Raw genomic sequence first — 22,892 nt, forward strand, 5'->3', positions numbered from 1 at the left:
ACGTCACCCGCTCCGGTCGATCCGCACGCGTCTGCTCGGGCGGATGCTGGTACTCGTCGGACTGACCCTGGCGAGCCTCACCGGCGCGGAATCGTTCATCCTCACCGCTCGGCTGAACGAACGCGTCGATCGTGAACTCGCCCATGACATCGACGGGTTCCGGGACTTCGCGGCCGACAGCGCGGCAGGCGCGGGGCCGGGCTCCGGCGGAGTCCGTGAGCTCTTCGTTGCCTACCTTCAGGGCGCCATACCGGAACACGGCCAGACCCAGATCACTCTGGTCGACGGGACACCGTACCGCCGCTCCGCCGAGGTACCGCCGGCCCGCCTGGACACCGACCGCGCCCTGATGGACAGGGCCGCCACGGCCCGCGCGCCCTCCTACGGGGACGCGCGGAGCACGGCGGGCGCCGTACGGTTCGTGGCCGTGCCCGTCTCGGTGGCGGGCGACTCCGCGCGGGGCGTCCTCGTCATCGCCACCTTCACCCAGCAGGAGCGCGACCACATCGACGAGTCGATCCGCATCCAGATCTATCTCGGGCTCGGCGCCATGCTGCTCTCCGCCTGCGTCGGCTGGATCTTCGCCAGCCGTATCGTCGCTCCGCTGCGGCTCCTGCGGGACACCGCCCGCTCGATCCACGAATCGGACATCACCCGCCGCATTCCGGCCCAGGACCGCGACGAGATCGGCCAACTGGCCAGCACCTTCAACGACATGCTCGACCGTCTGGACGACGCCTTCTCCACCAAACGGCAGTTCATGAACGATGTGGGCCACGAACTGCGCACCCCCATCACCATCGTGCTCAGTCAGCTGGAGACCCTCTCCGACGACCCGGCGGACCGCGCCCAGACGGTCGCGGTCGTCACCGACGAGCTGCACCGCATGCACCGCATGGCGGAGGAACTCCTCATGCTGGCCAAGGCCCGCCGCCCGGACGCCCTGCGCCCCGAGGACCTCTCCCTCTCCGAACTGATCGAGGAGGTCTACGTCAAAGCCGCCGCGCTGGCCGAACGCCGCTGGCTCCTCGACTTCGCGGAGAACCCGTACCGCGACACCCTGCACGCCGACCGCCAGCTCCTCACCCAGGCCATGATCCAACTGGCCCAGAACGCCGCTCAGCACACCGAGGAACACGGCCGGATCTGGATCGGCGGCCGGGCCGGACCCGACCTGGTCGAACTGTGGGTCAAGGACACCGGCCCCGGTATCCGGCTCACCGACCAGCAACGCATCTTCGAGCGGTTCACCAGGGCGGAGGGCAGCCGCGGCAGGACCGGAGCGGGCCTCGGACTCGCCATCGTCAAGGCCATAGCCGAGGCGCACCACGGCGAGGTCGACGTGGACAGCAGCCCGGGCCGCGGAGCGCGGTTCACCCTGCGCATCCCGTACGTCACCCACGCCCTGAACGGCGGCCCCCCGAAACCATGAGCCGGAGCAGAAACGCCCGCCGACACCTCCTCATAGCAGAGGACGAGGCCCACATCGCCTCCTACCTCTCGGAACGCTTCACCGCCCATGGCTTCCGCACCACCGTCGTCACCGACGGGGAGGCGGCCCGGCGCGCGGCCATGTCGGGCCGATACGACCTGATGGTTCTGGACATCGGACTGCCGGGCGAGGACGGCTTCACCGTGGTCAGCCGCCTCCGCGCGGCGGCCGCCGCCCTGCCGGTCATCATCCTCACGGCTCGCGACACCGTCGCCGACACGGTGCACGGCCTCGAGGGCGGCGCCGACGACTACATGACCAAGCCCTTCAGCTTCGACGAACTCCTCGCCCGGGTCCGCCTCCGCCTACGCCTCCGCGAGACCGACAGCTCCGTCCTGCGCCGCGCCGGCATCGCCCTGGAGACCCGCACCCGCCAGGCCTATGTAGACGGCCGCATCATCCAGCTCAGCGCGCGGGAGGCGGCCCTGCTGGAACACCTCATGCGCAACGCCGGCACCGTGCTGGGCCGCGAGGACCTGCTCTCGGTCGTCTGGGGCTATGAGGCGTCGGAGGGCTCCAACGTCGTCGACGTGTACGTCCGCTACCTGCGCCGCAAGCTGGGTGCGTCGAGGATCGCGACGGTGCGTGGACAGGGCTACCGCCTGGAGGGGGACGACCTCGCGTGACGGGCCGAGTCAGTCGACCGACGTCAGCTGGGTCAGCGCGCACCGCCACCGCTCGCCGTCCCACACGAACACGTCGGTGGCCCACTCGTCCGCGGTGAAGGGTTCGCCCCGGAAGGCGCCGCTGTTGGTGCCACGGGTCGTCACCAGCACCGTCGTGTCGGACAGCGACGCCACGCGCTCCACCTTGAGGTTCATGGTGTCGTGGGTCAGGTCGCCGGCGGCGACCAACTCGAGGAACGTCGAGCCCGGTGTGATGCCGTTGGTGGCGATGAGCACCCAGTCCGGGGTGGCGAAGCGCCCGATCGCCTCGGCGTCGTTGGCGACGATGGCGGCGGCCCAGTCGTTGAGCAGGGCGGCGAAGGTCTCGCGATCGGCCTTCGGCTCCGCGCCCTCGCCCCGGTAGGTGCCGAAGCTCCACAGGTTGCCCTCGATGTCGCGGACCGTGAAGCCGCGTGAGCCGTAGTCCTCGTCGCGGAGGCCGCGAACGATCTCGGCGCCGGCGGCGACGGCTCGGTCAAAGAGCGTTTCGGGCTCGTCGCACACGACGTACACCGCGTCGTTGCCCGGCGCGCGTCGCCCCCAGGCCGACTCGTCCTTGGCGGCGGTGCCCAGCATCACGCCACCGCCGTGCGGTCGGCGCAGCTCGGCGTGTTCCACGATCGACGGGTCGTCCTCTCGGGCATGGACCGCGGTCTCGCGGAAGCCGAAAACGTCGGTCAGGAAGGCGATCGCGCCGCGCGCGTCACGGTAGGTGAGGCACGGCCAGACGGCGGTTGTGGTGGTCGTTGTGTTCGTGGTTGTGGTCATGCGGCAACGATGACCCAGGGCCACCGGGGTGGTCTTGGACGGATGGAACATCTCCCGCGAGCAGTTCGGTCGGCGTGCACCCCGCCAGCGCGGCGAAGTCCCGGTTCAGATGCGCCTGGTCGTAGTACCCGCACACCGCCGCCACCTGGGCGATCGACACGAACGGCGGCGAAAGCCGCAGCATCTGCCGGGCTCGCTCGAACCGCACCACCCGGGCGGCGAGTTTCGGCGTCAGACCGAACTCGCCGCGGAACCGGCGGGCGAGGTGCTGGCGGCTCCACCCGGTCTCGTCGGCCAGGTCACGGACCGACACCTCTCCGCCGGAGGCGACCACCGCTTCCCACGCGAACCGCAGCTCCGGCGCCGGCCCGCCGTCACCCGCCAGGCGGCCGAGGACAGCGTCGCAGACGGCGAACCGCTCCTCCCATCCGGCGGTGTCCTGGAGCCGTTCCCACAGCTCGCGGCCGACGGCCCCGACCACATCCGCGAGCTCGACGGAGACGTTCCACAGCTCACCCGCGGGCATGCCGAACAGTGCCCGGCTGCCGAGAGGGGTGAGCTCGACCGCCACTCCCTCCTGGTCGCCCCTATGAGAGATCAGCGCCGCCGAAGCCTGGAGGCCGCTCAGCACGCATCCGTAGCGCTGCGGAGACTGCGCCGGATCCGTCTGAGTCACCACGTCGATGTCGTCGCCGATGCTGACGACGAACGTCATGTGCCGCGAGGGCAACCCCCGGTGCAATGCCGGCGGGAACCCCGTCAGCCGGTAGCCGCAGTAGCGCTCGATGAACGGCCGCAGCGGCGGCGCCGGTGCGGCTGCCACCCACTCCTCGTACGGCTCCGCCATCCCAAAAGCATACGAGCCCTCCCGAAGGCATACGAGCCGAGCTTCGCCGGGGGTGCGTCAGGCGCCGTGGTGGCCCCTGCGGGGATCGGCTGTCACCCTCTGATGCGTAGCTGATGTCGGCGATCACCGGAGCGCGTATGACGACGGACAGGACCACGGCGGGTATCGAGGTGAACCCCGTCGCGGGTCACATCGGAGCCGAGATCACAGGTGTCGACCTGGCCGGGGACGTGGACGACGCCCAAGTCGCCGCGATCCGGGCGGCCGTACTGCGCTGGAAGGTGGTGTTCTTCCGCGGACAGAAACTGGATCACGCCGGACATGTGGCGTTCGCGCGGCGATTCGGGGAGCTCGTCGTGCTCGGGCGGCGGGGGAAGGCCTCGCCGCCCGACGTCCCGGAGATCGAGACGACTGCCGACCGCCTGGAACTCGGCGGACGCTTCGGCATGGAGCACGATGAATGGCTGCGGCGCCGGCGGCACACCCTGCTGCGCGGCTGGCACTGCGACCACGGCGCCCGTGTCGACCCGCCCGCCGCGACGATCCTGCGCGCCGAGACGGTTCCGCCGTACGGGGGCGACACGACGTGGTCCAACCTGGCGGCCGCGTACGCCGGACTGTCCGCCCCGGTCCGGGAGTTCGTGGACGGGCTGAGGGCCGAGCACCGGCTGGGCGTCGGATATCAGCCCCGGCCGGGCGACGACGCGTATGTCCGGCATCTGCTGGATCATCAGGTCGCGTCGGTACACCCGCTGGTGCGTGTCCACCCGGAGACGGGGGAGCGGGTGCTGTTCGTGAACGGCTACTACCTGGAGCAGATCACGGACGTCTCCCGCGCCGAGAGCCGGGCGATCCTGGACATGCTGCTTGAGCAGGCGGTCCGGCCCGAGTACACGGTCCGCTTCCGCTGGGAGCCGGGCAGCGTCGCCTTCTGGGACAACCGGGCCACCATCCACCTGGCGCCCAGCGACAACGTCCACCTCGGTTCCCCGCGGATCATGCACCGGGTGATGCTGGCCGGTGACGTACCGGTCGGCGTGGACGGCAAGCCGTCCGAGCCCATCGTCGGTACCCAGCCCGGGCGTTGGTGAGGTCAGCCGGTGTTCGGCTGCCATCCCAGCGCCGGGCCGAGCTTCGTCGCCATGTCCGTGAGGATCTGCACGTAGTCCTCGTGCTCGAAGGTGAACGGCAGCGCGAACGCGACCTCGTCGATCTCGCGGAACGCGGCGTGTGCGTGCAGCCGTTCGGCGATCTCCGCGCTGGTGCCGACGAGGTCGGGCGCGAACATCAGACGGGCCGGGCCCTGCGGTGATGTCGTACGAGGGGTGCGCCGGTCGGCGTACTCCTCGTATCTGGCGCGCTGTTCGGGCGTGGCCGAGTCGGTGGGGATGACGACGAGGCCCTGGGAGACACGGGCGTCGTCGCCGTTGGGGTGGTGGGCGCGGAAGGCGCGCACGTGAGAAAGCTGGATCTCGGCGAAGTCCGCCGGCTCATCAGGCCCTTCGGCCTTGACGACGCTGCTGGTGAGGAAGTTCATGCCGTGTTCGCCCGCCCACCGCGCCGATCCGAGGCTGCCGCCGCCGTACCACAGTCGGCGGCCCAGGCCTGGGGCATGCGGCTGCACGCGCTCCGAGAACACCTCGAATCCTTCGACCCCGCTGAAGTCGGTGGCCGGTTTGCCGCGTACGAAGTCCAGCAGCCGCCGCACCCGTTCGTAGCCGAAGTCCTCCGTGTCGGCCGTGTCCGGATACAGGGCCTCCTTGACCTGGTCGTAGTGCATCGGCGGGCCCACGCTGACACCCGGGTTGAGACGGCCGCCGGACAGCAGGTCGACGGTCGCCAGGTCCTCGGCCAGCCGCAGCGGGTTCTCCCAGCCGAGCGGGATGACCGCGGTGCCGAGTTCGATGCGGCGGGTGCGCTGTGAGGCGGCGGCCAGGACGGCGACGGGGGAGGAGATGCCGTACTGGAGATGGCGGTGGCGCACCCACGCGCTGTCGAAGCCGAGCCGCTCGCCCAGCTCGATGATCTCCAGGGTCGACTCGTGTCCCCGGCGCGGGTCGGCCTCGTCGAACAGCCCGATGGTCAGGAACCCGAGCTTGCGCAGGGGACGTGAGGTCGGCGGCACGGGATCCTCCAGCGTTCGTCGATCAGCTCGTACCGCGATGACAACCGGATCGCGCCCGGCGGTGTTCCAGTCTCCGGGCCTCAGACCAGCGGAATCGTGACCTCGTCCTCGACCGGCGGGTCGGTCTCCTGGGCCCGGTTGCCGGTCGCGGCGTAGCAGCGCAGCCGTACCGACTCCGGGGTGACGTCCAGGCGCAGGAAGCACTTGAAGAACGGCGGGCTGTACGTCGCCGAGCTCGGCGAGAACAACTGCGTGTAGATCTTCCGTACGGGGAGACGGAACCGCTTTGCCCGGTCGGGGCGGCGCCCGGTGCCCAGCAGGCCGGCGACCAGGCGGGTGCGCCAGGTGATACGGGCGTCCGGCGCCGGAGAGCGCCCCGGCCGGAACTCCAGCCGCTCGGCGACGACGGCCGTCGCCTCGGCCTCGGTGAGGGTGAAGAAGCGGCGCAGGCGCAGTCGGCGCCCGTACAGCTTGCTGTAGAAGGCCAGGGAGTCGCCGCGCAGCGGATAGCAGCGGAATTCCTCCTCGGTGACCTTCGCGATGTCGACGCGCGGGATGGTGTGCGTGGCATGCATGAAGGCACCGCCGCCGCCCGCGACGACGTACTGGATGGTGCGGCCGTCCACCGGCACCGGGTAGCGCTGGTAGTTGTGGATGTCGCCGCCGATCGCCGCGACGTAGTGGTGGGCCGGATCGCGGACTATGTCGTCGACCGTGCCGCCGCCGTCGATCGCGCAAGGTTCGTGTTTGCCGTCCACGTAGAGGGGCGAGCCGGTGATGAGGATCTTCGGGCGGGGGCTCTGGGACACTTCCCGCAGCCAGGCGCCCTGTTCGGCGGCGACGGTTCCGAGCAGGCCCGTGTCGATGCCTATGATCCGCACCGGTCCGGCGTCGATCGCCCAGTACGGGCCCGGCTGGGCGGCCTGTTGGGCGGCGGAGGAGCGCAACTTCCTGGCCTCGGCGAGGCGTTGGCCGTCCTTCGGGCGCGGCCGGTGCCACAGCAGCGACCGCAGCCGGGCCCGGCTGAACGGGCGGGGCCGCGGCTCGGGAGTGAGGGGCGGGGCGTCGTCGCAGAAGACGCGCATGAAGGCGGCGAGGTCTTCGTACCAGTCGTGGTTGCCGGGTATCGCGTAGATCGGCGCCTGGTAGTCCTGGTACGGGCGGAAGAACTTGGTGCCGTAGTCGTCGGCGCTGCCCACCGGATAGATCACGTCGCTGGCCACGACGGCGAAACGCGTGTCCTGCCCCACCTTCAACAGGCCCGGCACGACAGCGTATTGGGGGTCGTCGCCCTCGCCCGTGTCGCCGATCACCAGGAACGAGAACCGGTCCGGATCGTCGCGCCGGATCACCTTGTCGGCGGGCACTCCGGCCGCCGCCCGCTGCGCCACCCACCGGCTGCGCGTCCCGCCCGTCGGGTCGCCGAACCAGGAGGCCAGCACACCGTTGCGGGCGGCCCACAGCATTCTCGGGTCGAGCCACGAGATCTTCTCGACCTTGGACGGCATCAGCCGCTGGTACAGGCCGGGTTCGGCGCTGCCCCAGCCGGCGCCTTCGGCGGTATCGCGTGAAGAGTCAGACACCGGTGAACCGTAGCAATGATCTAGGAGAGGTCAGTTCGGGCATGCGGGCCCAGTGTGTTCACCACTGGTGGCGGCTGGGTGGTGTCGCCTCGGGTTGCGGGCGACGCCATACGGGGCCGTCCTGGGCTTCGGGGAAGGGGTCCGGGTGCGCTGCCGCGGGCTTCGGCGGGTCGGCGGCCTTCTTACGCGGCCCGTGGTTCCAATCGCCGTCGCCCAGTACCAGCAGCGGGTCGAACATCACCACCACTCCGGCCAGTACGAGGAAGATGAACGGCCCCAGGAGCATGGGAAGCAGCAGGGAGTGCGGCGAGTCGCCGGCCCAGGAGGCGTCGGGGTTGCCGTGGAGATGGACACCCACGGCGGCCATGCCCGTGTAGTGCATCCCGGACACGGCCACGCCCATCACGAGGCTCGCACCGAGGCTGGCGACGAAGCCCCGGATGCTGACCGCCGCCCACAGTGCCGCGGTCGCGGCGAAGATCGCGATCAGTACCGAAAGGACGACGGTGAAGACGTCGTAGTGGATGCTGCCGTTGAGCCGCATCGCCGCCATGCCTAAGTAGTGCATCGCGGCGACCCCGAGACCGGTGATGACGCCCGCGACGGACAGCGAGGCCTTGCTGGCGCCGCGGTAGCCCACGATGAACACGCCGATACCGACCACGACAATGGCGACGGCGAGACTGAGGACGGTCAGGCCCACGTCATAGCCGATCCGGGTCTCCTCGACCTGAAAGCCGATCATGGCGATGAAATGCATCGTCCAGATGCCGCAGCCGATCGACGCGGCGCCCAGCGCCAGCCAACCCGGCTTCCACGACACTTCGTTGAGCAGGGACCGGACGATGCAGCGCAGTCCCAGCGCCCCTCCCAGGCAGGCCATGACATAAGCCGCCACCGGGGTCACCGCGCCATAGCGGAACCCGTCTACCGTGCCTTCCATATTCCGAACTCCCCCCAGAGCCACGGTTATTGTGAAGGAAGGTCTACGTGTGAAGGGCACGCAATAGCAAGCCCTTACCGGTGGTTCGCGGGTTAACTCTGAAACAGGCCAGTCGAATGAGGTGACGCGGGGTCGAAAACCGGCCATCGACCCCGCTTTCCGTCCAGCCGGTGCGGTGCTCGGGGCACGTCGATCCGGACGCGGTGGCTGTCGCCGTCGGAGAGGAACGAGGCCAGTTCCCGCCCCTCTTCGGAGACGGCGGCGCGGTCGGCCCCTGAGAGGGGACGCAGTGGAGTGACCGTCACGGTGCTGTCCCTGACGTTCCAGGTCGCGGCAACCCGGCCGTCGACCAGGACAACGCGCTCGCCCGCGACCGACAGGCCACGATGGGCGTCGTCGATGATCCGGCTGCGGTCGTGGTAGCCGAGAATGGCGTTGTCGAACGCCGGCAGGAAACGCACCGGGGCGGGCGTGCCGGGGTCGGGACGCGGGGCGTCGGGGAGGTCCAGCAGCTCACGGCCCCGCTCGTCGCGGAACGAGACCAGTTCCTCGCGGGAGGCGGCGACCGCGGCCGGCAGCCCGGCCAGCCCGCACCAGGCACGCAGGTCGGCCGAGGCGGCCGGGCCGAACGCGGCCAGATAACGCCGTACGAGCCGCTGGCCGACCGGATCGGAGCCGTCCGGGGACGTCGAGTCGATCTCGCGGCCCAGCCAGGACGACAGCGGGACGTTGCGCACTCCCGCCTTCGTGCGCCACAGCCCCCGCGGCGGCAGCTGCGCCATCGGGACGAGCGCGGCGATCACCATCTCGCCCAGCGCCCGCGGCCCCGGCGCCGGCCAGCGTTCCGCCAGCGCCCGCGCCAGCTCGGTCATGGAACGGGGCTCGCCGTCGGCCATCACCGCCCGCCCCGCCGCCGCCAGTTCGTCGAGATCCACCCCGTCGAGCTCGCGCCGGTAGACCCCGAGTACCCGCTGGCGCAGCATGGCGTCGTGGCGGGCCCGCCAGGCGAGGGCGTCGTCGGCGGTGACCAGGTGGACGGTGCGCCGCATGAGATGGGTGCGCACCACGTGCCGCCCCGTCAGCAGGTCCGAGAGCATCGTCGGGTCGAACGCGCGCAGCCGCGACCAGAGTCCGACGAAGGGTTCCTGCGGTTCCTGCGCCTGCAGACCGCCGAGATGCGCCACGGCGTCGAGGACCGGCAGGTCGGCGCGATCGAGCAGCAACTGCCGGGCGAGCGTCGCGCGATTCAACGCCCGGGTGTCGAGAACGGCCATCCGACGCCTCACGCCGCGGCGCGCTCGTCGACCGGGCCGAGGTCGCTTCCGGGCGCCACGATCTCGTCGATCCGGTCGAGGACCGCGTCGTCGAGAAGGTTCTGGATTGCGGTGCGGCCCGGTGCGCGCGTCTTCATTGCTGCGTCCTTGTCGTTGTCGTCGTGTGGAGGATGGGTCTGCCCGGGCGGCGGAGATCCGCCGCCCGGACTCAACCGGTCAGGACGCGCTGTACTCGGTGGCGACGTCCACGACCCAGGTGACGCCGAACCGGTCCGTCAGCATCCCGTAGAGGGGCGCCCACTGCGCGGGCTCCAGCGACTGCACGATCTTTGCGCCGTCGGAGAGCTTCTCCCAGTACACCGTGATCTCCTCGGCCGTCTCGCCGCGCAGTGAGACGAAGAACGCGTTCTCGCCACGGTTCCACGGCAGGTGGGAGGGAACGTCGTACGCCATCACGCGGAAACCGCTGTCGGCGGCCACCTGGCCCCACATCACCTGGTCCGCCTCTGACGGGTCCTTGACGTTCCCGGCGTCCTTGTACGTGACCATGACCATGTGCCCGGTGAACACGGACTGGTAGAACGTGAGCGCCGCGCGGGCGTCACCTCGGAAATTCAGGTGGGTCACAGCGTTGACGGACATGACTGGCTCCTTGCCTCTCGATCGGTGGTGAGCATCGGCTCGCTCGGCCCCGCTCGGTGACCACCGTCGCAGCAGAAGCGGACAGGATGTGGCCGCTTCTCCGGGCACCATGGGGACCATGCAGAAGACCTCAGCGCGACTGCTGTCGCTGCTCTCGCTGCTCCAGGCACGCCGGGACTGGCCGGGGGAGCTGCTCGCCGAGCGGCTGGACGTCAGCCCCCGTACGGTGCGCCGCGACGTCGACCGGCTGCGTGAACTCGGCTATCCCATCGTGGCGTTCAAGGGACCCGACGGCGGATACCGGCTGGAAGCGGGCACGGAGCTACCCCCGCTGCTGTTCGACGACGACCAGGCCGTCGCCCTCGCCGTCGCGCTCCAGATCGCGATCACCACGGGCGCCGGTATCGAGGAAGCAGCGGCACGCGCGCTGACCACGGTCCGCCAGGTCATGCCCGCGCGGCTGCGCCGCCGTATTGACACGCTCCAGGTCACCGCCATCGAGCGCCCAACGTCCCGCCCGGCACCACAGGTCGACAGCACTGTGCTCATGGCACTCGGTGCGGCCGTCCACGCCCGCGAAGTGCTGCGCTTCGACTACACCTCCGCACCCGCACCCGGCGCGGCTCCTCCGCGCCGGGTGCAGCCCCATCACCTCGTCACCTGGGGCGGGCGCTGGTACCTCGTCGCCTGGGACCTCGACCGCGAGGACTGGCGCACCTTCCGCGCCGACCGGATCACGCCACGCACCCCCACGGGGCCTCGCTTCACCCCGCGTGACGTGCCCGGTGGCGATGTGGCCGCCTTCGTCGCCGACAGGTTCCGCGGCTCCGACGGCTCCGGCGACTGGCCGTGCCGCGGCGAAGTGATCCTCGGCCTGCCCGCCGCCGAGGTGTCCCGCCACACCATCGACGGAGTGGTCGAGGAACTCACCCCGAACCGCTGCCGGCTCGTCCTGGGCTCCTGGTCATGGCCTGCCCTCGCCGCCACCATCGGCAGGTTCGACGCCGACATCGAGGTCGTCGGCCCGGCCGAACTCCAGGACGCCTTCGCCCGGTTGGCCCGCCGGTATGCCGACGCCGCGAGCGCTACGACACGTTGACCGGACCCACGGTGTGGATTCTCAACTCGCCCGGCCCTTAAGGACTTTCGCGGTGTAGGCGGCCAGCTCCGCCCGCAGTACTTCACGTGACATGTTCCGCCGGTCGGCCAGGTGGGCGACCAGGTCCGCGCGTACGGCCGCCAGCAGTGCATGCGCGGCGAAGTCGCCGCCGATGAAGCCCGGGAGCCGGTCCAGCACGTCCCGGAAGACGCCGTGCCACCACTCGTAGTGCGCGGCCTGGTACGGGCTGTCGGAACCCGTTCCCTCCAAGGCCAGCGACAGGTGCCGGTGGTCCAGCTTGAAGCAGAGCAGGGCGTCCAGCAGAGCGGGGATCCGCTGAGCCGGTGGGGTGTCGGGGCCGAGGGGAGGGGGGCCGTCGGTCACGGCCTGCCGGAGCGGTTCCAGGCGGGCGGAGTAGAGCGCGTGAATCAGGCCGGTGCGATCGCCGTATCCGCGGAAGAGGGTCGCCTTGCCCACCCCGGCCGCGGCCGCGATGTCGGCCATGGTCACGGCGTCCGGGCTGTCGCACTCGGCGAACAGCGCGTCGGCCGCCGCCAGTACGGCCTCGCGGTTGCGGGCGGCGTCCACCCGGGGTTTGCGCTCGGGCACGGGAGTCCTCTCTTGCGAAAACGGACCCGGAGTCCGTATCGTTGAAGAAGCGGACCCGGGGTCCGTATTCTACTGGACGGAGTCCTCATGCCCACCCCTGCGCTCCCTGGCGGACCTCTTCCGCCACGGCCTCACCCTGCTGCTCGACAAGAACATCCCCGCCTGGGTCGACCTGTGGGCCGACGACGGTGTCATGGAGTTCCCCTTCGCCCCCGAGGGCTGGCCGCGGCGGCTGGAAGGCAAGGCCGCCGTCGCCGACTACATGCGCGACTACCCCGAGCACATCGACCTCCACGACTTCCCCTCGCTGAAGATCCACCAGACCACCGAGCCCACGACCGTCGTCGTCGAGATGCGCGGCACCGGGCGGCTGGTGAAGAGCGGAGACCCTTTCGACATGACCTATATCGCCGTCGTGACCGTCGAGGACGGCCGCATCACCCGCTACCGCGACTACTGGAATCCGCTCGCCCTGCCGCAGGACGGCGCGGCCGACTTCGCCCGGAGTGCGGCCTGATGAACGTCCCCGCCCACACGCTGGTCATCGGAGCCACCGGCACCACCGGCAGCCGCCTGGTCTCCCGACTCGCCGCCCGGAACCACCGAGTGGTGGCGGCGAGCCGCACCGCCACCGCGGTCGACGGCGCCCGGGCCGTGCGCTTCGACTGGTACGACCCCACGACCTTCGCGGATGCCTTCAGCGGAGTCGACCGCGTCTATCTCGTGCCGCCGCCGGGCTCGACGGCACCCGCCGCCACCGTGCTGCCCTTCCTGGAACAGGCGCGCACCGCCGGAGTGCGTCGCGCCGTGCTGCTCAGCTCCTCGGCGGTTCCCGCGGGCGGCCCGGCCACCGGAGAGATACACCAGGCCCTGCCCGGCCTGTTCGAGGAGTGGGCGGTCCTGCGGCCTTCCTGGTTCATGCAGAACTTCACCGGCGATCACGTGCACGCGCACAGCATCCGCGCGGACGGCACGCTCTGGACGGCGACCGGTGAGGGACGCGTCGCCTTCGTCGACGCCGACGACATCGCCGCGGTCGCCGCCCACGCGCTGACCGACGACCCCGCGCCCAACACCGACCTCCTGATCACCGGCCCCGAGGCGCTGAGCCACAGCGACATCGCGGCCACGCTCACGGCGGTGACCGGGCGCCCGGTCACCCACCGGCACCTGGCGTACGGGCAGTTGCGCGACCGCCTGGCGACGACCGTGCCCGCCGAGTACGCGACCTTCCTGGCCGGCCTCGACAGAGCCATCGCCGACGGTGCCGAGGACCACACCACCGACACCGTTCAGCGCATCACCGGGCGTGCGCCCCGCACCTTCCGTGCCCACGCCGAGCTGGCGGCGCTCAGCTCAACGGATCCAGCGTGAGATACGCCTGCTGCGGATTGCCGTCGTGGACGAGTGACTCGTGGTGGCCCACATCGTCGAAGGCGAACGCGTACGCCTTCCCGTCGGCCATCTGGCCATGGATGAGCCGGGCGTAGTGGTTGGTCACCCCGTCCTGGTAGAAGTTCGCCGACGAGGTGTCCGGCTGGTTCGGGTTGACGAGCAGCGTGGAACGGTTGAAGCTCGCACACAGGGTCCGTGAAATCGGCCCGCGCACCTGGTCGTTGGGCGCGTCGAGCAGTTTGTGGCAGCCGAAGACGCTGTCCGCGTCCGGCTTCTGGAAGCTGGTGACGACGGCCCCGGAGCCGCTGGTGAAGTTCATGACCCCGCCCGAGACCCGGCCGAAGTACTTGGTGTTCGGCTGGTCGGCGAACGGCGTCACGGTGAGGGTCGACGTGGCGTACCGCTGCCAGACGCGATTGATGTAGTCGTCCATCACGGACGCCGGAAGGGCCCCGTTCCCGACCCCGTGACCGGGAGAGAGCGCCCGGACCACGGTGCCGTCGGAACGCGTCTGCACCAGCCCGGCCCAGCCGCCCGACTGTGCGCGCAGTCCGTTGAACACCGCGTTGTAGCCGCCCGACTTGAGGTGCCCGGTCGTGCTCGTGCTGCCGTCGGCGCGCCGGACGCCCACCGCGTACGGCGCGGAGAACATGTCGACCTGGGTGCTGTTGAGCCACAGCCCGGAGTCGTTGAGTGTGTACTCGGACCAGTTGAAGAGGATGTTGCGGTTCGGGTCGCTCGGGTTCTGTACGGCCGGCTGCACCAATCCGCCGGTCGTCAGCCTGAAATCGAGCTTCTGTCCGTACGAGAAGTAGATCCGCCCCGAGAACTTGGGGATCCGGATCGTCTTCGACTGCCCCGCGGCCGGTCCGGCGATGGACGCGTCCGGCGCGGGCGTCGGCGGGTTGCCGCCTGCGGGCCACGCATGGAACGTGCCGTTCGCGTCCGCCCAGCCCTGCTGACCCGTCGTCAGCAAGGTGCCGAGGTTGTAGACGTAGACCGGCTCGCCGCGGCCGGAGTTGTTGGTGATGTTCAAGGGGATCGTGTCGGGCACCGCCTGTGCGGGCGACGGTGCGCCGAACACGAACAGCGCGCCGAGCAGGGCGGCCGTCGCGGCCAGGGCCGGGAATCGGGGGGCTGGACGTCGTAGCACTCTCCACCTCCGTGTGTGGGGTCACTTGAGGGGGCTGCCGATCTGGTCTGTACCTATTCTGAGAGCGCTCTCAGCGTTGCGCCGCGGCGCGGGCATGTCAACAACTGGCACAGAAAACGGCGGCACGCGCGCGTGCCGCCGTCTCTGGGAAGGGTGACCCGGGCGAGGCCCTCAGAAGGTGCGCTTGAGCAGGTCGAGCAGCGCCGCCCAGTGCCGCTCGTCTCCCTCGCGGTCGTACGCGGACGTGTCGGCCTGCGTGAACCCGTGGTGAGCGCCGGCGTAGACCTCGCAGTGGTGGCGCACGCCGGCCGCGGTCAGCGCGTCCTCGAGACGCTGGATCTGCTCGGGAGGCAGCGACGGGTCCTCGTCGGCGTGGCCGAAGTACACCTCGGCGGTGATGTGTTCGGCCACCAGGTGCGGACTGTCCGGGCTGTCGCTCGCCAGCCGCCCGCCGTGGAAACCGGCCGCCGCCGCGACCCGCTCCGGATAGGTGCCGGCGGTGCGCAGAGCCAGACCGGCGCCCATGCAGTACCCGGTGAGCACGACCGGTCCGTCGGCCGCCGCCGGGCTGTCGGCGAGCCAGCGCAGATAGGCGCCGGCGTCCGCCATCGCCCGGTCGGGCGTCAGGGACTGCATGATCGGTCCGAGGCGCTCGAAGACCGCCGGACGCGACGTGACGTCGATGAACTCCGGCAACTCGACGACCGGCGCACGCCCATGACGGTAGAACACGTTCGGCACGAGCACCGTGTAACCGGCCTCGGCCAGCCGGTCGGCCATGGCCTTCAGCCGCGGACGCAGACCGAAGGCGTCCATGTACAGCAGGACCGCCGGGTGAGGGCCCCCGGCGCCGGGGTGGCTGAGGTAGGCGTCAGCGGTGCCGTCCTCGGTGGGGATGTCGACGGTGGTTCCCTGTACGGCGGTCATGGCGGGGCTGCCTCTCTGCGTGGGGAGTCGGCGGGGCCGGTCCGTGCGAGCGTCCGGCCTGGGCCATCGTTGCACGCACGGTTAAGGCGACCCGTGGGAGATCCTCACCGCCTTCTTACTCGAACCGGGCGAGGTCGCCCGCCCCGCGCCGTACGATCTCGGCCTCACCGCCCGAGAAGTCGATGACCGTCGTCGGCTCGGTGCCGCAGTCCCCGGAGTCCACGACCGCGTCCAGCATGTGGTCGAGCCGGTCCTTGATCTCCCAGCCCTGCGTCATCGGTTCGTCCTCGTCGGGCAGCAGCAGCGTGCTGGACAGCAGCGGCTCACCCAGCTCGGCGAGGAGGGCCTGGGTGACCACGTGATCGGGGATGCGCACACCGACGGTCTTCTTCTTCGGGTGCTGGAGCATGCGCGGCACCTCCTTCGTCGCGGGGAGGATGAAGGTGTAGCTGCCGGGCGTCGACGCCTTGATCGCGCGGAACACGTCCTTGTCGACACGCACGAACTGGCCCAGCTGCGCGAAGTCCTCGCACACGAGGGTGAAGTGGTGCCGGTCGTCCAGGTGGCGGATCGTACGGATCCGCTCGATACCGTCCCGGCTGCCCAGCCGGCAGCCGAGCGCGTAGCAGGAATCCGTCGGGTAAGCGATCAGCGCACCTGAGCGGACGCTGTCGGCGACCTGAGCGATGGTGCGCGGCTGGGGGTTGTCGGGGTGCACGTCGAAGTACTTCGCCATCCGCCGAGCTTATGCGGTCGCGTCACGGTGTCGGCGCAGGCTCGGAACTCGGCGGTGCCGTCGGCCGCCGCTCACCCCGGCTTGCGGGCGCGGAACGCGAACTGGCCGCAGAAGGTGAGCTTGCGGAGGTTGACCAGGGCCGTTCGGCGGCGGCTTCGGCGTGCCCAGGTGTCGATCTCGGCATTGAGCGGGGACTCCTCCTCCCAGTACCGGCCGTACTCCGACGGGCGGCCGTGGTAGGTGCGCATGATCAGGGCCACCCCGTCGAGCGAGGGCCGCACCTCCTCCAGGGTCAGCCCGGCCTCCTCGACCAGGACCCGGAATCCGTACGGTGTGTAGTTCCACAGGCTGTAGGAGTGGTACGGCTCCAGCTGTGAGGTGCTGCCGATGAACAGTCCGCCCGGCCGCAGTACCCGGCCGATCTCGGCGAGCAACTCGCGCGGGCGCGCGACGTGCTCGAAGACCTGGTGGGAGTAGATCAGCGGAACGCCGTCCGTACGGAAGGGCAGGCGGAAGCCGTCGTAATACACCACCGGGTCGTCTCCGGGCGACCGCTGGGCCGCTTCGGGCGAGTCGCGGATGTCGACCCCCACCCACCGCACCTTCGGATCGTGACGGCGGAACAGCCGGGCCGAGGTGCCGCGCCCGCACCCGAGATCGATGACTCTGTCGGGGGCGCCGGGAGAGCGCATGGCCTCGTCGAGGTAGTGGCGCGAGGTCACCTGGCGGGCATGGTCGCCGGGGATGCAGTCCCGCATCAGCTCCCACAGGGTGGCCATGCGCGTCACCCGCTCACCAGAAGGTCGGTCCAGGTCCGGGCCACCCGCTCCAGCGAGAACTCCTGCCGTACCTGGGTGCGGGCCAGCTCCCCGGCGGACCGCCAGGGCTCCGGTTCCCCGAGCTCGGCGATCGCCTCCGCCATCGCCTCCGGGCCGTCGTGGATCCAGCGCCGGTCGTAGATCTCGTCCGCCCCCGGCCACGGCAGCAGCGCGGGTACGGCGCCTGAGGCCATGCCCTCGGCGGGGGAGAGGTGGAAGCTCTCGTCGTCGCTGGTGGACAGCACATGCCCGACGCGCCGGAGCCAGTTGGCCACGTCCGGCCCGAACGTGTCGAAGACGACGGCCCCTTCGAGCAGCGGCGCGGTCTGGATCCGGCGCAGTACGGCGTCGTAGTGCTCGCGTTCCTCGGGCTTGTTCCAGATCCACCAGTACTCCCACGGCGGCTTGGACTTGACCGACAGATGCCAGCGCCGGTCATGGGCCCGCAGCTTCTCCAGGACGTCGATGCCGAGATCGAGGCGTTTGCGGCTGGGCGCGATGCCGATCATGCCGAGCCGGAAGTGCGCGCCGGGCGTCTTGGGACGGTCGAGTTGGCCGGTGTCGACCCAGTTCGGGATGACGGTGATCTTGGACTCGGGCCAGCCGGTGACCTCCCGGGTGCGGCGGGCGTAGTACGGGCTGACGCACACCACCCGGTCGACGGCGTCGATGTCGACCTGCCGCGGCCAGTCGGCGTCCAGTTCGAACCGGTGCAGCCGGACGATGAGCCGGCTGCCGCGCCGTTTGTGGCGGCTGAACCAGACGGCGGCCGGACCGCACCATTCGACGACCATCACGTCGGCCCAGTCGGCGAGTTCCCGGCTGGCCGCCGGGTCGTGGCGGGCCAGCGCGGGCCAGCTGTCCAGCCGTACCTCCAGGCCGGGCAGGGCGCGGAAGTGGTCGAGGAGCCGGGTGAGGAATTTCAGGTCGTGGCCCGCGACCCCGACCCGCAGCGGTCGCGACCGACGGGTGACGGCGGCCGGCATGGACGGGAAGGCCCGGTCGAGGTGGGTACGCCAGCGCTCCGACGCACCCCGCAGCGTGTACTGGCGGGCGGCCTGACGGCAGCGGTCGGCCGCCAGCAGCCGGGACTCGGGCTCGCGCACGGCACGGGCGACGGCTTCGGCCGCATCCGGGAGTTCGGCGCGTCCGGGCACGAAGAGCGGGTAGTCCTCGCCGAGCAGCGCCTCGTGGGCGGGCGTGCGGTTGAGGACGACGGGCAGCGCGAGCGCGCCGAACTCCAGGACCTTGGTGGACAGTTCGAGACTGGCGTCGAGGACGGTGTCGCGCCAGCCCAGGCCCAGGTCGCAGTCGGCGGCGATGCGCATGGCCTCCGCACGCGGCTGCCCGCCGTGGTGCGTGACGCCGGGGGCGGCGCCGTCCAGGGCCCGTGCCATGGCCGCCCGGAAGTCCGGATGGGCGGGGTCGTGGTGGATCTTGTCGCCCACGGTGTGCAGTTCGGCTCGGATGCCCCGCTCCGCGAGCAGCGCCGGCAGCCGGGTCATGGGAAGGGTGTTCCAGCGGGGCGCGAACTTGCCCGTGTAGACGAGGCGGAAGGGGTCGTGCGGGCGGTCGTGTTCCGGCACGGTGAAGCCGGGGTCGGGCACGGCCGGCGGGCTGAGCAGAGAGCGACCGCAGGCCTCGGGCACCCAGGTCTCCAGGAAGCAGCGCAACTCCTCGGTCTGGCACAGCAGTCGCGCGGACGCTTCGGCGATACGGGTGAGGTCTTCCCGGGCCTGTTCCGTCATCTCGGCGGGCGACTGCGGGATGTCGGTGAGGTAGGCCCAGATCCGCCCGTCGAAGTGCCCGTCGGCGACCATGCGCGTGACCAGCCGACGGCCGCGCAGCACCAGCAGATCGCAGGGGTCGTCCTGGTCGAGCAGGGCGAGCACCCGCGAAGCCTGCACCGGCGACAGGGGGCGGTCGTCCGCGGAGGACAGCAACCGGTCCTCGTGCGGTCGGACCACCGCGACCCCGGGCAGCCCGGCGATCGGGTCGATCAACCGGCCCGTGCGCACAGGAGCCTTGAGGACCAGCCGGGTCGCGCAGCCCGCTGCCGACAGCGCCTCCACCGTCGACTGGGCCCACACCGCGGAGCCGTCGATGAGGTTGAGGTCCACATCGCCGTAGACGAGGGCACGTGGCGTACGGCTCATGACGACTCCTTCCCGTGCACGGCGAACAGGCGGTACCCCAGGGCCAGCCAGTCCTCGGGCGGTGCACCGGCGAGATGCAGCGACCGGCGGACGAGGAGCGGGGTCAGGGACGGTACGAAGAGGTAGTCGTCGTCGGCCCCGGTGTGCCCGACCGCGTCGGCGCCGGAGTACTCCTGGGCGCACATCAGGTCCAGCAGCAGCGTGTCCGGACGGTCCACGGACAGGTCGGTCCAGTCCGCGACCCAGGGCGCGGTGGGCGGCCCTTCCCGGACGGTCACACCGGCGCCGGTCAGCTCGTCGAGGACGCCGTCCGCCGGACAGGGAACGACGACCTCGGCGGGCCGATGGATCTGCCCCAGTACCTGGCCGACCAGCCGTGCCACCTCGTCCCGGTCGCCGGGCGCGGCCAGCACGGCGACGCGCCGGGCGGCCAGCGGGTCCGGGCCGCCGACCCGCCGCGCCAGCTCCGCCAGCCGTACCCGGGTGCTGTCTTGCAGGAACGCCTCCCGGAGCCCGTCCCGCCCGCACCTCTCCGGGTCGAGGCGGGAGAGCCGTACGCCGGTGTCCGTATCCAGCACGGCGTCCCAGGCGAACTGCGCCAGGCCGGGGGCGCCGGTCGCGGGAGCGTCCCGCCACAGGACGGCCGCCCGGCCCAACGCCCGTGCCTCGGTGAGGAGTTCGGCCAGCTGCCGGTCCAGGTCCGGCGCCAGGCCGGTGCCCGCCGGTGACCAGGGGCCGTCGCCCGTGCAGGCGCTCAGCTGTACGACGACGGCGTCCGGATCGGTGCGCCGCACGAGCAGACGCCCGTCGTGCGGCAGCAGACGGTTCACCACGGCGTCCGCCGCGAAGTCCTCGGCTGTGCGGTCGGTGAGCACGCCGGCGACGACCAGGCGGTCACGCGGAGCCGAGGACAGGGCACGGTGGGCGAGGTGGAACCGGCCGTCGAGCACCTCCGGCATCGCGGTCCCCGGCGCACTCCGCCCGGCCGGATGCGGCCGGGACTTCGCCCGCCCCCGCCACATCCCGTACAGCTCCCGGGGCAGCCGCGCCGTCCCCCGGCCGGGCGAACGGGCCGCCGTCACCAGCGCCCGCCCGACCCGGAGCGAGGTGGAGCCCTCCAGCATGGCCACCCGCGCCTGCAGCACATCGACCCGCTCGCGGGCCCCGCGCAGCGCGGACGCCAGCTGCTCCCGCTCCCGCACGGCGGCGGCCAGCCGGTCGGCGAGCCCGTCCTGCCGGGCTCCGGCACCGTGTTCCGCTTCCTCGACCTCCTTCTCCAGGTCCAGGACGCGGGCCCGCAGGGACCGGGAGACCAGGTCGGCGAGGACGTACTCGTTCGCCGTCCGCAGTGCCGTGGGCAGGCCCTCGGACGGTGCCGGTCGCCCGAACCAGTCGTGCGGCGGCAGGAGTTCGTCCGTGCGGGCGAACACGGCGCCCGCACGGAGGTGGACATAGTCGAGCGGGACGGCGCGCAGCACCTGACAGCGCCGGGTGACCAGGGCGTCCAGGAGGCGGTGGTAGGGGAGTTCGGGCGCGGGGTGACCGAACACGATGAGTCCGCGCCCACTGGGCGGCATCCGCTCCAGGACGGCGAGACAGTCCGCCTCGGTGCCGTGCAGAGCGGGGTCCGGGCCGTACGAGAGCAGCACCAACTCACCCGCCTCCACGGGGCTTTCGTCAGCCGCGCGCAGCGCGACGCCGTCCGGCAGGTGCAGATAGGGCGCCAGGTTCAGTCCACCGCCGGTGGTGGCGTCGACGACGGTCGTGACGCCGTCCAGGTGGGGGTGGAGCAGATCGGTCAGGCGCATCATCGGGTCCTTGTGAAGACGTGGAAGCCGACCTCGTTCTCGCGGAAGTCGTACGGCTCGAACAGGGTGTGCCGCAGGCCGAGGGGTTCGAGCTCCGCGCGGTACGCGGCCGTCGGGCGGTGGACGATGTAGTCACCGCGCGGTCTGCGCTCCCCGATGTCCTCGTCGGTGACGATCAGCCGGCCGGTGAGGCGGACCAGGGAGGCGAGGTTGCGCAGTCCGGCGGACCACTCCGTGTCGTCGAGGACGTGGAAGAGCACGTCGACGCAGAGCACGACGTCGTACGGCCAGGGACTGCGCCAGTCGGCGAGCGAAGCCACCGCGTACCGCGGGCCGCCGCCGTCGGCGCGGGCGTGGGTCACGGCCTCCGCGCTCACGTCGAATGCGTCGACGCGGTGGCCGCAGCGGGCCAGTGCGCGGGCGAAGTGCCCTTTGCCGCACCCCGCGTCGAGGACGAACAGCGGTGCCCGCGGGCTGGACAGGTCGCCGATCAGGGTGAGGAGGGTGCCGAGCCGCTGTGCGTAGAAGATCTCGTTGCCGGCGTGATCGAGGCCGATGTGACCGCCGGAGGTGAGGCCGACGTGCTCGCGGTGGCGGGAGTCCCAGTACGCGCGGGCGCGTTCCGCCGTCCGGGTGGCTGCGCGGTCAGTCATGGTGATCCAGCCACCTGGTGACGATCCGGGCGATCCGGGCGCCCGCCTTGCCGTCCCACAGCGGCGGGCCCTCTCCGCGCGCCGTCTGCTCGCCGTCCAGCGCCTTGCGCAGCGCGGGAATCAACTCGGCGTGCCCGACTAGGCGGTTGGTGCCGTCGGTGACGGTGACCGGGCGCTCGGTGGTGGTGCGCAGGGTCAGGCACGGCACGCCCAGGATGGTGGTCTCCTCCTGAACGCCGCCGGAGTCGGTGATCACCGCGGCGGCTCCCCTCACCAGGCTCATGAACTCGACGTATCCCAGCGGTTCGAGCACATGCACGCCGGGAGCGCCGCAGAGGCCCGCCGCCTCCAGCGCCTGCCGGCCGCGCGGATGCAGGGGCACGGCGAGGTCGAGGTGGCGGGCCGCCTCGGTCAGGACGAGGGCGGCGGCCCGGGCCGCTTCGGGGTCGTCGACGTTCGAGGGGCGGTGCAGCGTGACCACGCCATAGCGCTCGGGGACGTCGTGAGCGGCACGCGCGGCGGCCGGGTCGAACAGGTCCAGATGGGTGAGCAGGGTGTCGATCATCGGGTTGCCGACGAGATGGACACGGTCCACGTCCATTCCCTCGCGGGCGAGATGGCCGATGGCCTCCGGGCTGGTGACGAACAGCAGCTCGGCCAGCTGGTCCACCAGGCGTCGGTTGACCTCCTCCGGCATCGTCATGTCGAAGCTGCGCAGGCCCGCCTCCACATGCGCGACCGGTATGCCCAGTTTGGCGGCGGCGAGGGCACCGGCCAGGGTGGAGTTCACGTCGCCGTAGACCAGGACGAGGGCGGGTGCGCGTGCGGTCAGTTCGGTCTCCAGCGCCACCAGGAGCTCGGCGGTCTGCCGGGCGTGGCTGCCGGAGCCGACGCCGAGGTCGGTGTCCGGTGCGGGCAGGCCCAGCTGCCGGAAGAAGACGTCCGACAGGCGTTCGTCGTAGTGCTGCCCGGTGTGGACGAGCACCTGCTCGCATCCGGCCGAGCGCAGGGCGGCGACCACCGGCGCCGCCTTGACGAAATTGGGCCGGGCGCCGACGACATGGAGTATGCGGCCGGTCATGGTGTCGGTTCTCCGCTCGGTCGACCTAATGTGCCGGTATGTCACGTCATGTCCCCCGTGCTCTCAGTCTGGCTGCCTCCGTGGCTTGGGGCGAGTTGCGCCAGGACCCCGTCCGGGC

At 71.1% G+C, this 22,892-nt stretch carries 23 protein-coding genes; 6 read left to right on the forward strand and 17 right to left on the reverse strand.

The window, feature by feature from the left end; all coding sequences use genetic code 11:
• The first annotated feature begins 43 nt into the window (after nt 1-43).
• Nucleotides 44-1,432 (forward strand): HAMP domain-containing sensor histidine kinase, encoded by a 1,389-nt coding sequence (locus AB0I98_RS31985; protein ID WP_362948048.1) that lies wholly within the window; start codon nt 44-46, stop codon nt 1,430-1,432.
• Complete coding sequence (locus AB0I98_RS31990) at nt 1,429-2,118, forward strand: response regulator transcription factor (RefSeq protein ID WP_362948049.1); 690 nt, start codon at nt 1,429-1,431, stop codon at nt 2,116-2,118. The genes AB0I98_RS31985 and AB0I98_RS31990 overlap by 4 nt, the downstream gene beginning before the upstream one ends.
• A gap of 9 nt (nt 2,119-2,127) precedes the next feature.
• Here AB0I98_RS31990 and AB0I98_RS31995 read toward each other — a convergent pair whose 3' ends face one another.
• A complete protein-coding gene (locus AB0I98_RS31995) occupies nt 2,128-2,925 on the reverse strand; it encodes a DUF4440 domain-containing protein (protein WP_362948051.1) in 798 nt (265 codons plus the stop codon).
• Nucleotides 2,861-3,772 (reverse strand): helix-turn-helix domain-containing protein, encoded by a 912-nt coding sequence (locus tag AB0I98_RS32000; protein ID WP_362948053.1) that lies wholly within the window; start codon nt 3,770-3,772, stop codon nt 2,861-2,863. Before AB0I98_RS32000 ends, AB0I98_RS31995 begins: the two co-directional genes overlap by 65 nt.
• Before the next feature lie 137 nt (nt 3,773-3,909).
• Here AB0I98_RS32000 and AB0I98_RS32005 point away from each other — a divergent pair, with 137 nt between their 5' ends.
• On the forward strand, nt 3,910-4,863 hold the full coding sequence (locus AB0I98_RS32005) for a TauD/TfdA family dioxygenase (RefSeq protein WP_362948055.1): 954 nt from the start codon (nt 3,910-3,912) through the stop codon (nt 4,861-4,863).
• A gap of 2 nt (nt 4,864-4,865) precedes the next feature.
• Here AB0I98_RS32005 and AB0I98_RS32010 read toward each other — a convergent pair whose 3' ends face one another.
• From AB0I98_RS32010 to AB0I98_RS32035, 6 genes are all read right to left on the reverse strand, one after another.
• On the reverse strand, nt 4,866-5,897 hold the full coding sequence (locus tag AB0I98_RS32010; protein ID WP_362948057.1) for an LLM class flavin-dependent oxidoreductase: 1,032 nt from the start codon (nt 5,895-5,897) through the stop codon (nt 4,866-4,868).
• A gap of 80 nt (nt 5,898-5,977) precedes the next feature.
• A complete protein-coding gene (locus tag AB0I98_RS32015) occupies nt 5,978-7,480 on the reverse strand; it encodes a metallophosphoesterase (protein WP_362948058.1) in 1,503 nt (500 codons plus the stop codon).
• 58 nt (nt 7,481-7,538) lie between these two features.
• Nucleotides 7,539-8,423, reverse strand: coding sequence for an MHYT domain-containing protein (locus AB0I98_RS32020; RefSeq protein ID WP_362948060.1), 885 nt, complete (start codon nt 8,421-8,423; stop codon nt 7,539-7,541).
• Between the two features lie 92 nt (nt 8,424-8,515).
• The gene (locus AB0I98_RS32025; protein ID WP_362948061.1) at nt 8,516-9,697 is read right to left on the reverse strand and encodes a winged helix DNA-binding domain-containing protein; all 1,182 of its coding nucleotides are present in this window, start codon (nt 9,695-9,697) and stop codon (nt 8,516-8,518) included.
• Nucleotides 9,698-9,705: 8 nt separating this feature from the next.
• Nucleotides 9,706-9,834, reverse strand: coding sequence for a hypothetical protein (locus AB0I98_RS32030; protein ID WP_362948062.1), 129 nt, complete (start codon nt 9,832-9,834; stop codon nt 9,706-9,708).
• A 79-nt stretch (nt 9,835-9,913) separates the two neighbouring features.
• Nucleotides 9,914-10,339: a VOC family protein gene (locus AB0I98_RS32035; protein ID WP_362948064.1), complete on the reverse strand. Its 426-nt coding sequence runs from the start codon at nt 10,337-10,339 to the stop codon at nt 9,914-9,916.
• Between the two features lie 118 nt (nt 10,340-10,457).
• On the opposite strand from AB0I98_RS32035, the gene AB0I98_RS32040 reads away from it, so the two are divergent.
• Nucleotides 10,458-11,438: a WYL domain-containing protein gene (locus AB0I98_RS32040; RefSeq protein ID WP_362948065.1), complete on the forward strand. Its 981-nt coding sequence runs from the start codon at nt 10,458-10,460 to the stop codon at nt 11,436-11,438.
• Nucleotides 11,439-11,459: 21 nt separating this feature from the next.
• Here AB0I98_RS32040 and AB0I98_RS32045 read toward each other — a convergent pair whose 3' ends face one another.
• Complete coding sequence (locus AB0I98_RS32045) at nt 11,460-12,047, reverse strand: TetR/AcrR family transcriptional regulator (RefSeq protein WP_362948067.1); 588 nt, start codon at nt 12,045-12,047, stop codon at nt 11,460-11,462.
• 97 nt (nt 12,048-12,144) lie between these two features.
• On the opposite strand from AB0I98_RS32045, the gene AB0I98_RS32050 reads away from it, so the two are divergent.
• Together AB0I98_RS32050 and AB0I98_RS32055 are read left to right on the forward strand one after the other, a co-directional pair.
• On the forward strand, nt 12,145-12,564 hold the full coding sequence (locus tag AB0I98_RS32050; protein ID WP_362948101.1) for a nuclear transport factor 2 family protein: 420 nt from the start codon (nt 12,145-12,147) through the stop codon (nt 12,562-12,564).
• A complete protein-coding gene (locus tag AB0I98_RS32055) occupies nt 12,564-13,421 on the forward strand; it encodes an NAD(P)H-binding protein (protein WP_362948069.1) in 858 nt (285 codons plus the stop codon). Before AB0I98_RS32050 ends, AB0I98_RS32055 begins: the two co-directional genes overlap by 1 nt.
• Here AB0I98_RS32055 and AB0I98_RS32060 read toward each other — a convergent pair.
• The 8 genes from AB0I98_RS32060 to wecB form a co-directional block, all read right to left on the reverse strand.
• Nucleotides 13,399-14,595, reverse strand: coding sequence for a glycoside hydrolase family 64 protein (locus AB0I98_RS32060; protein ID WP_362948071.1), 1,197 nt, complete (start codon nt 14,593-14,595; stop codon nt 13,399-13,401). The two genes, AB0I98_RS32055 and AB0I98_RS32060, sit on opposite strands and share 23 nt — an antisense overlap.
• Before the next feature lie 171 nt (nt 14,596-14,766).
• Nucleotides 14,767-15,522 (reverse strand): dienelactone hydrolase family protein, encoded by a 756-nt coding sequence (locus AB0I98_RS32065; RefSeq protein ID WP_362948073.1) that lies wholly within the window; start codon nt 15,520-15,522, stop codon nt 14,767-14,769.
• 115 nt (nt 15,523-15,637) lie between these two features.
• Nucleotides 15,638-16,258 carry an L-threonylcarbamoyladenylate synthase gene (locus tag AB0I98_RS32070; RefSeq protein WP_362948075.1) on the reverse strand — a complete coding sequence of 207 codons (621 nt, stop codon included), beginning with the start codon at nt 16,256-16,258 and terminating at the stop codon, nt 15,638-15,640.
• Nucleotides 16,259-16,329: 71 nt separating this feature from the next.
• Nucleotides 16,330-17,037: a methyltransferase domain-containing protein gene (locus AB0I98_RS32075; protein ID WP_362948077.1), complete on the reverse strand. Its 708-nt coding sequence runs from the start codon at nt 17,035-17,037 to the stop codon at nt 16,330-16,332.
• A 5-nt stretch (nt 17,038-17,042) separates the two neighbouring features.
• Nucleotides 17,043-19,232, reverse strand: a complete 2,190-nt coding sequence (locus AB0I98_RS32080; protein ID WP_362948079.1) for a glycosyltransferase — start codon at nt 19,230-19,232, stop codon at nt 17,043-17,045.
• Nucleotides 19,229-21,043 carry a hypothetical protein gene (locus AB0I98_RS32085; RefSeq protein ID WP_362948081.1) on the reverse strand — a complete coding sequence of 605 codons (1,815 nt, stop codon included), beginning with the start codon at nt 21,041-21,043 and terminating at the stop codon, nt 19,229-19,231. Before AB0I98_RS32085 ends, AB0I98_RS32080 begins: the two co-directional genes overlap by 4 nt.
• Nucleotides 21,040-21,693: a class I SAM-dependent methyltransferase gene (locus AB0I98_RS32090; protein ID WP_362948082.1), complete on the reverse strand. Its 654-nt coding sequence runs from the start codon at nt 21,691-21,693 to the stop codon at nt 21,040-21,042. Before AB0I98_RS32090 ends, AB0I98_RS32085 begins: the two co-directional genes overlap by 4 nt.
• Nucleotides 21,686-22,774 carry a UDP-N-acetylglucosamine 2-epimerase (non-hydrolyzing) gene (gene wecB, locus AB0I98_RS32095; protein ID WP_362948084.1) on the reverse strand — a complete coding sequence of 363 codons (1,089 nt, stop codon included), beginning with the start codon at nt 22,772-22,774 and terminating at the stop codon, nt 21,686-21,688. The genes AB0I98_RS32090 and wecB overlap by 8 nt, the downstream gene beginning before the upstream one ends.
• Nucleotides 22,775-22,892 lie beyond the last annotated feature (118 nt).

This window comes from Streptomyces sp. NPDC050211 (genome assembly GCF_040656035.1).
Taxonomy (GTDB): Bacteria; Actinomycetota; Actinomycetes; order Streptomycetales; family Streptomycetaceae; genus Streptomyces.

Excerpts from the sequence above, each read along its gene's own strand:
- AB0I98_RS32005 (WP_362948055.1), top strand. The coding sequence starts at position 3,910 with ATGACGACGGACAGGACCACGGCGGGTATCGAGGTGAACCCCGTCGCG.
- AB0I98_RS32000 (WP_362948053.1), bottom strand. The coding sequence starts at position 3,772 with ATGGCGGAGCCGTACGAGGAGTGGGTGGCAGCCGCACCGGCGCCGCCG.
- AB0I98_RS32065 (WP_362948073.1), bottom strand. The coding sequence starts at position 15,522 with ATGACCGCCGTACAGGGAACCACCGTCGACATCCCCACCGAGGACGGC.
- AB0I98_RS31990 (WP_362948049.1), top strand. The coding sequence starts at position 1,429 with ATGAGCCGGAGCAGAAACGCCCGCCGACACCTCCTCATAGCAGAGGAC.
- AB0I98_RS32070 (WP_362948075.1), bottom strand. The coding sequence starts at position 16,258 with ATGGCGAAGTACTTCGACGTGCACCCCGACAACCCCCAGCCGCGCACC.
- wecB (WP_362948084.1), bottom strand. The coding sequence starts at position 22,774 with ATGACCGGCCGCATACTCCATGTCGTCGGCGCCCGGCCCAATTTCGTC.
- AB0I98_RS31995 (WP_362948051.1), bottom strand. The coding sequence starts at position 2,925 with ATGACCACAACCACGAACACAACGACCACCACAACCGCCGTCTGGCCG.
- AB0I98_RS31985 (WP_362948048.1), top strand. The coding sequence starts at position 44 with ATGCTGGTACTCGTCGGACTGACCCTGGCGAGCCTCACCGGCGCGGAA.
- AB0I98_RS32055 (WP_362948069.1), top strand. The coding sequence starts at position 12,564 with ATGAACGTCCCCGCCCACACGCTGGTCATCGGAGCCACCGGCACCACC.
- AB0I98_RS32025 (WP_362948061.1), bottom strand. The coding sequence starts at position 9,697 with ATGGCCGTTCTCGACACCCGGGCGTTGAATCGCGCGACGCTCGCCCGG.
- AB0I98_RS32030 (WP_362948062.1), bottom strand. The coding sequence starts at position 9,834 with ATGAAGACGCGCGCACCGGGCCGCACCGCAATCCAGAACCTTCTCGAC.
- AB0I98_RS32080 (WP_362948079.1), bottom strand. The coding sequence starts at position 19,232 with ATGAGCCGTACGCCACGTGCCCTCGTCTACGGCGATGTGGACCTCAAC.
- AB0I98_RS32035 (WP_362948064.1), bottom strand. The coding sequence starts at position 10,339 with ATGTCCGTCAACGCTGTGACCCACCTGAATTTCCGAGGTGACGCCCGC.
- AB0I98_RS32085 (WP_362948081.1), bottom strand. The coding sequence starts at position 21,043 with ATGATGCGCCTGACCGATCTGCTCCACCCCCACCTGGACGGCGTCACG.
- AB0I98_RS32090 (WP_362948082.1), bottom strand. The coding sequence starts at position 21,693 with ATGACTGACCGCGCAGCCACCCGGACGGCGGAACGCGCCCGCGCGTAC.
- AB0I98_RS32075 (WP_362948077.1), bottom strand. The coding sequence starts at position 17,037 with ATGGCCACCCTGTGGGAGCTGATGCGGGACTGCATCCCCGGCGACCAT.
- AB0I98_RS32020 (WP_362948060.1), bottom strand. The coding sequence starts at position 8,423 with ATGGAAGGCACGGTAGACGGGTTCCGCTATGGCGCGGTGACCCCGGTG.
- AB0I98_RS32040 (WP_362948065.1), top strand. The coding sequence starts at position 10,458 with ATGCAGAAGACCTCAGCGCGACTGCTGTCGCTGCTCTCGCTGCTCCAG.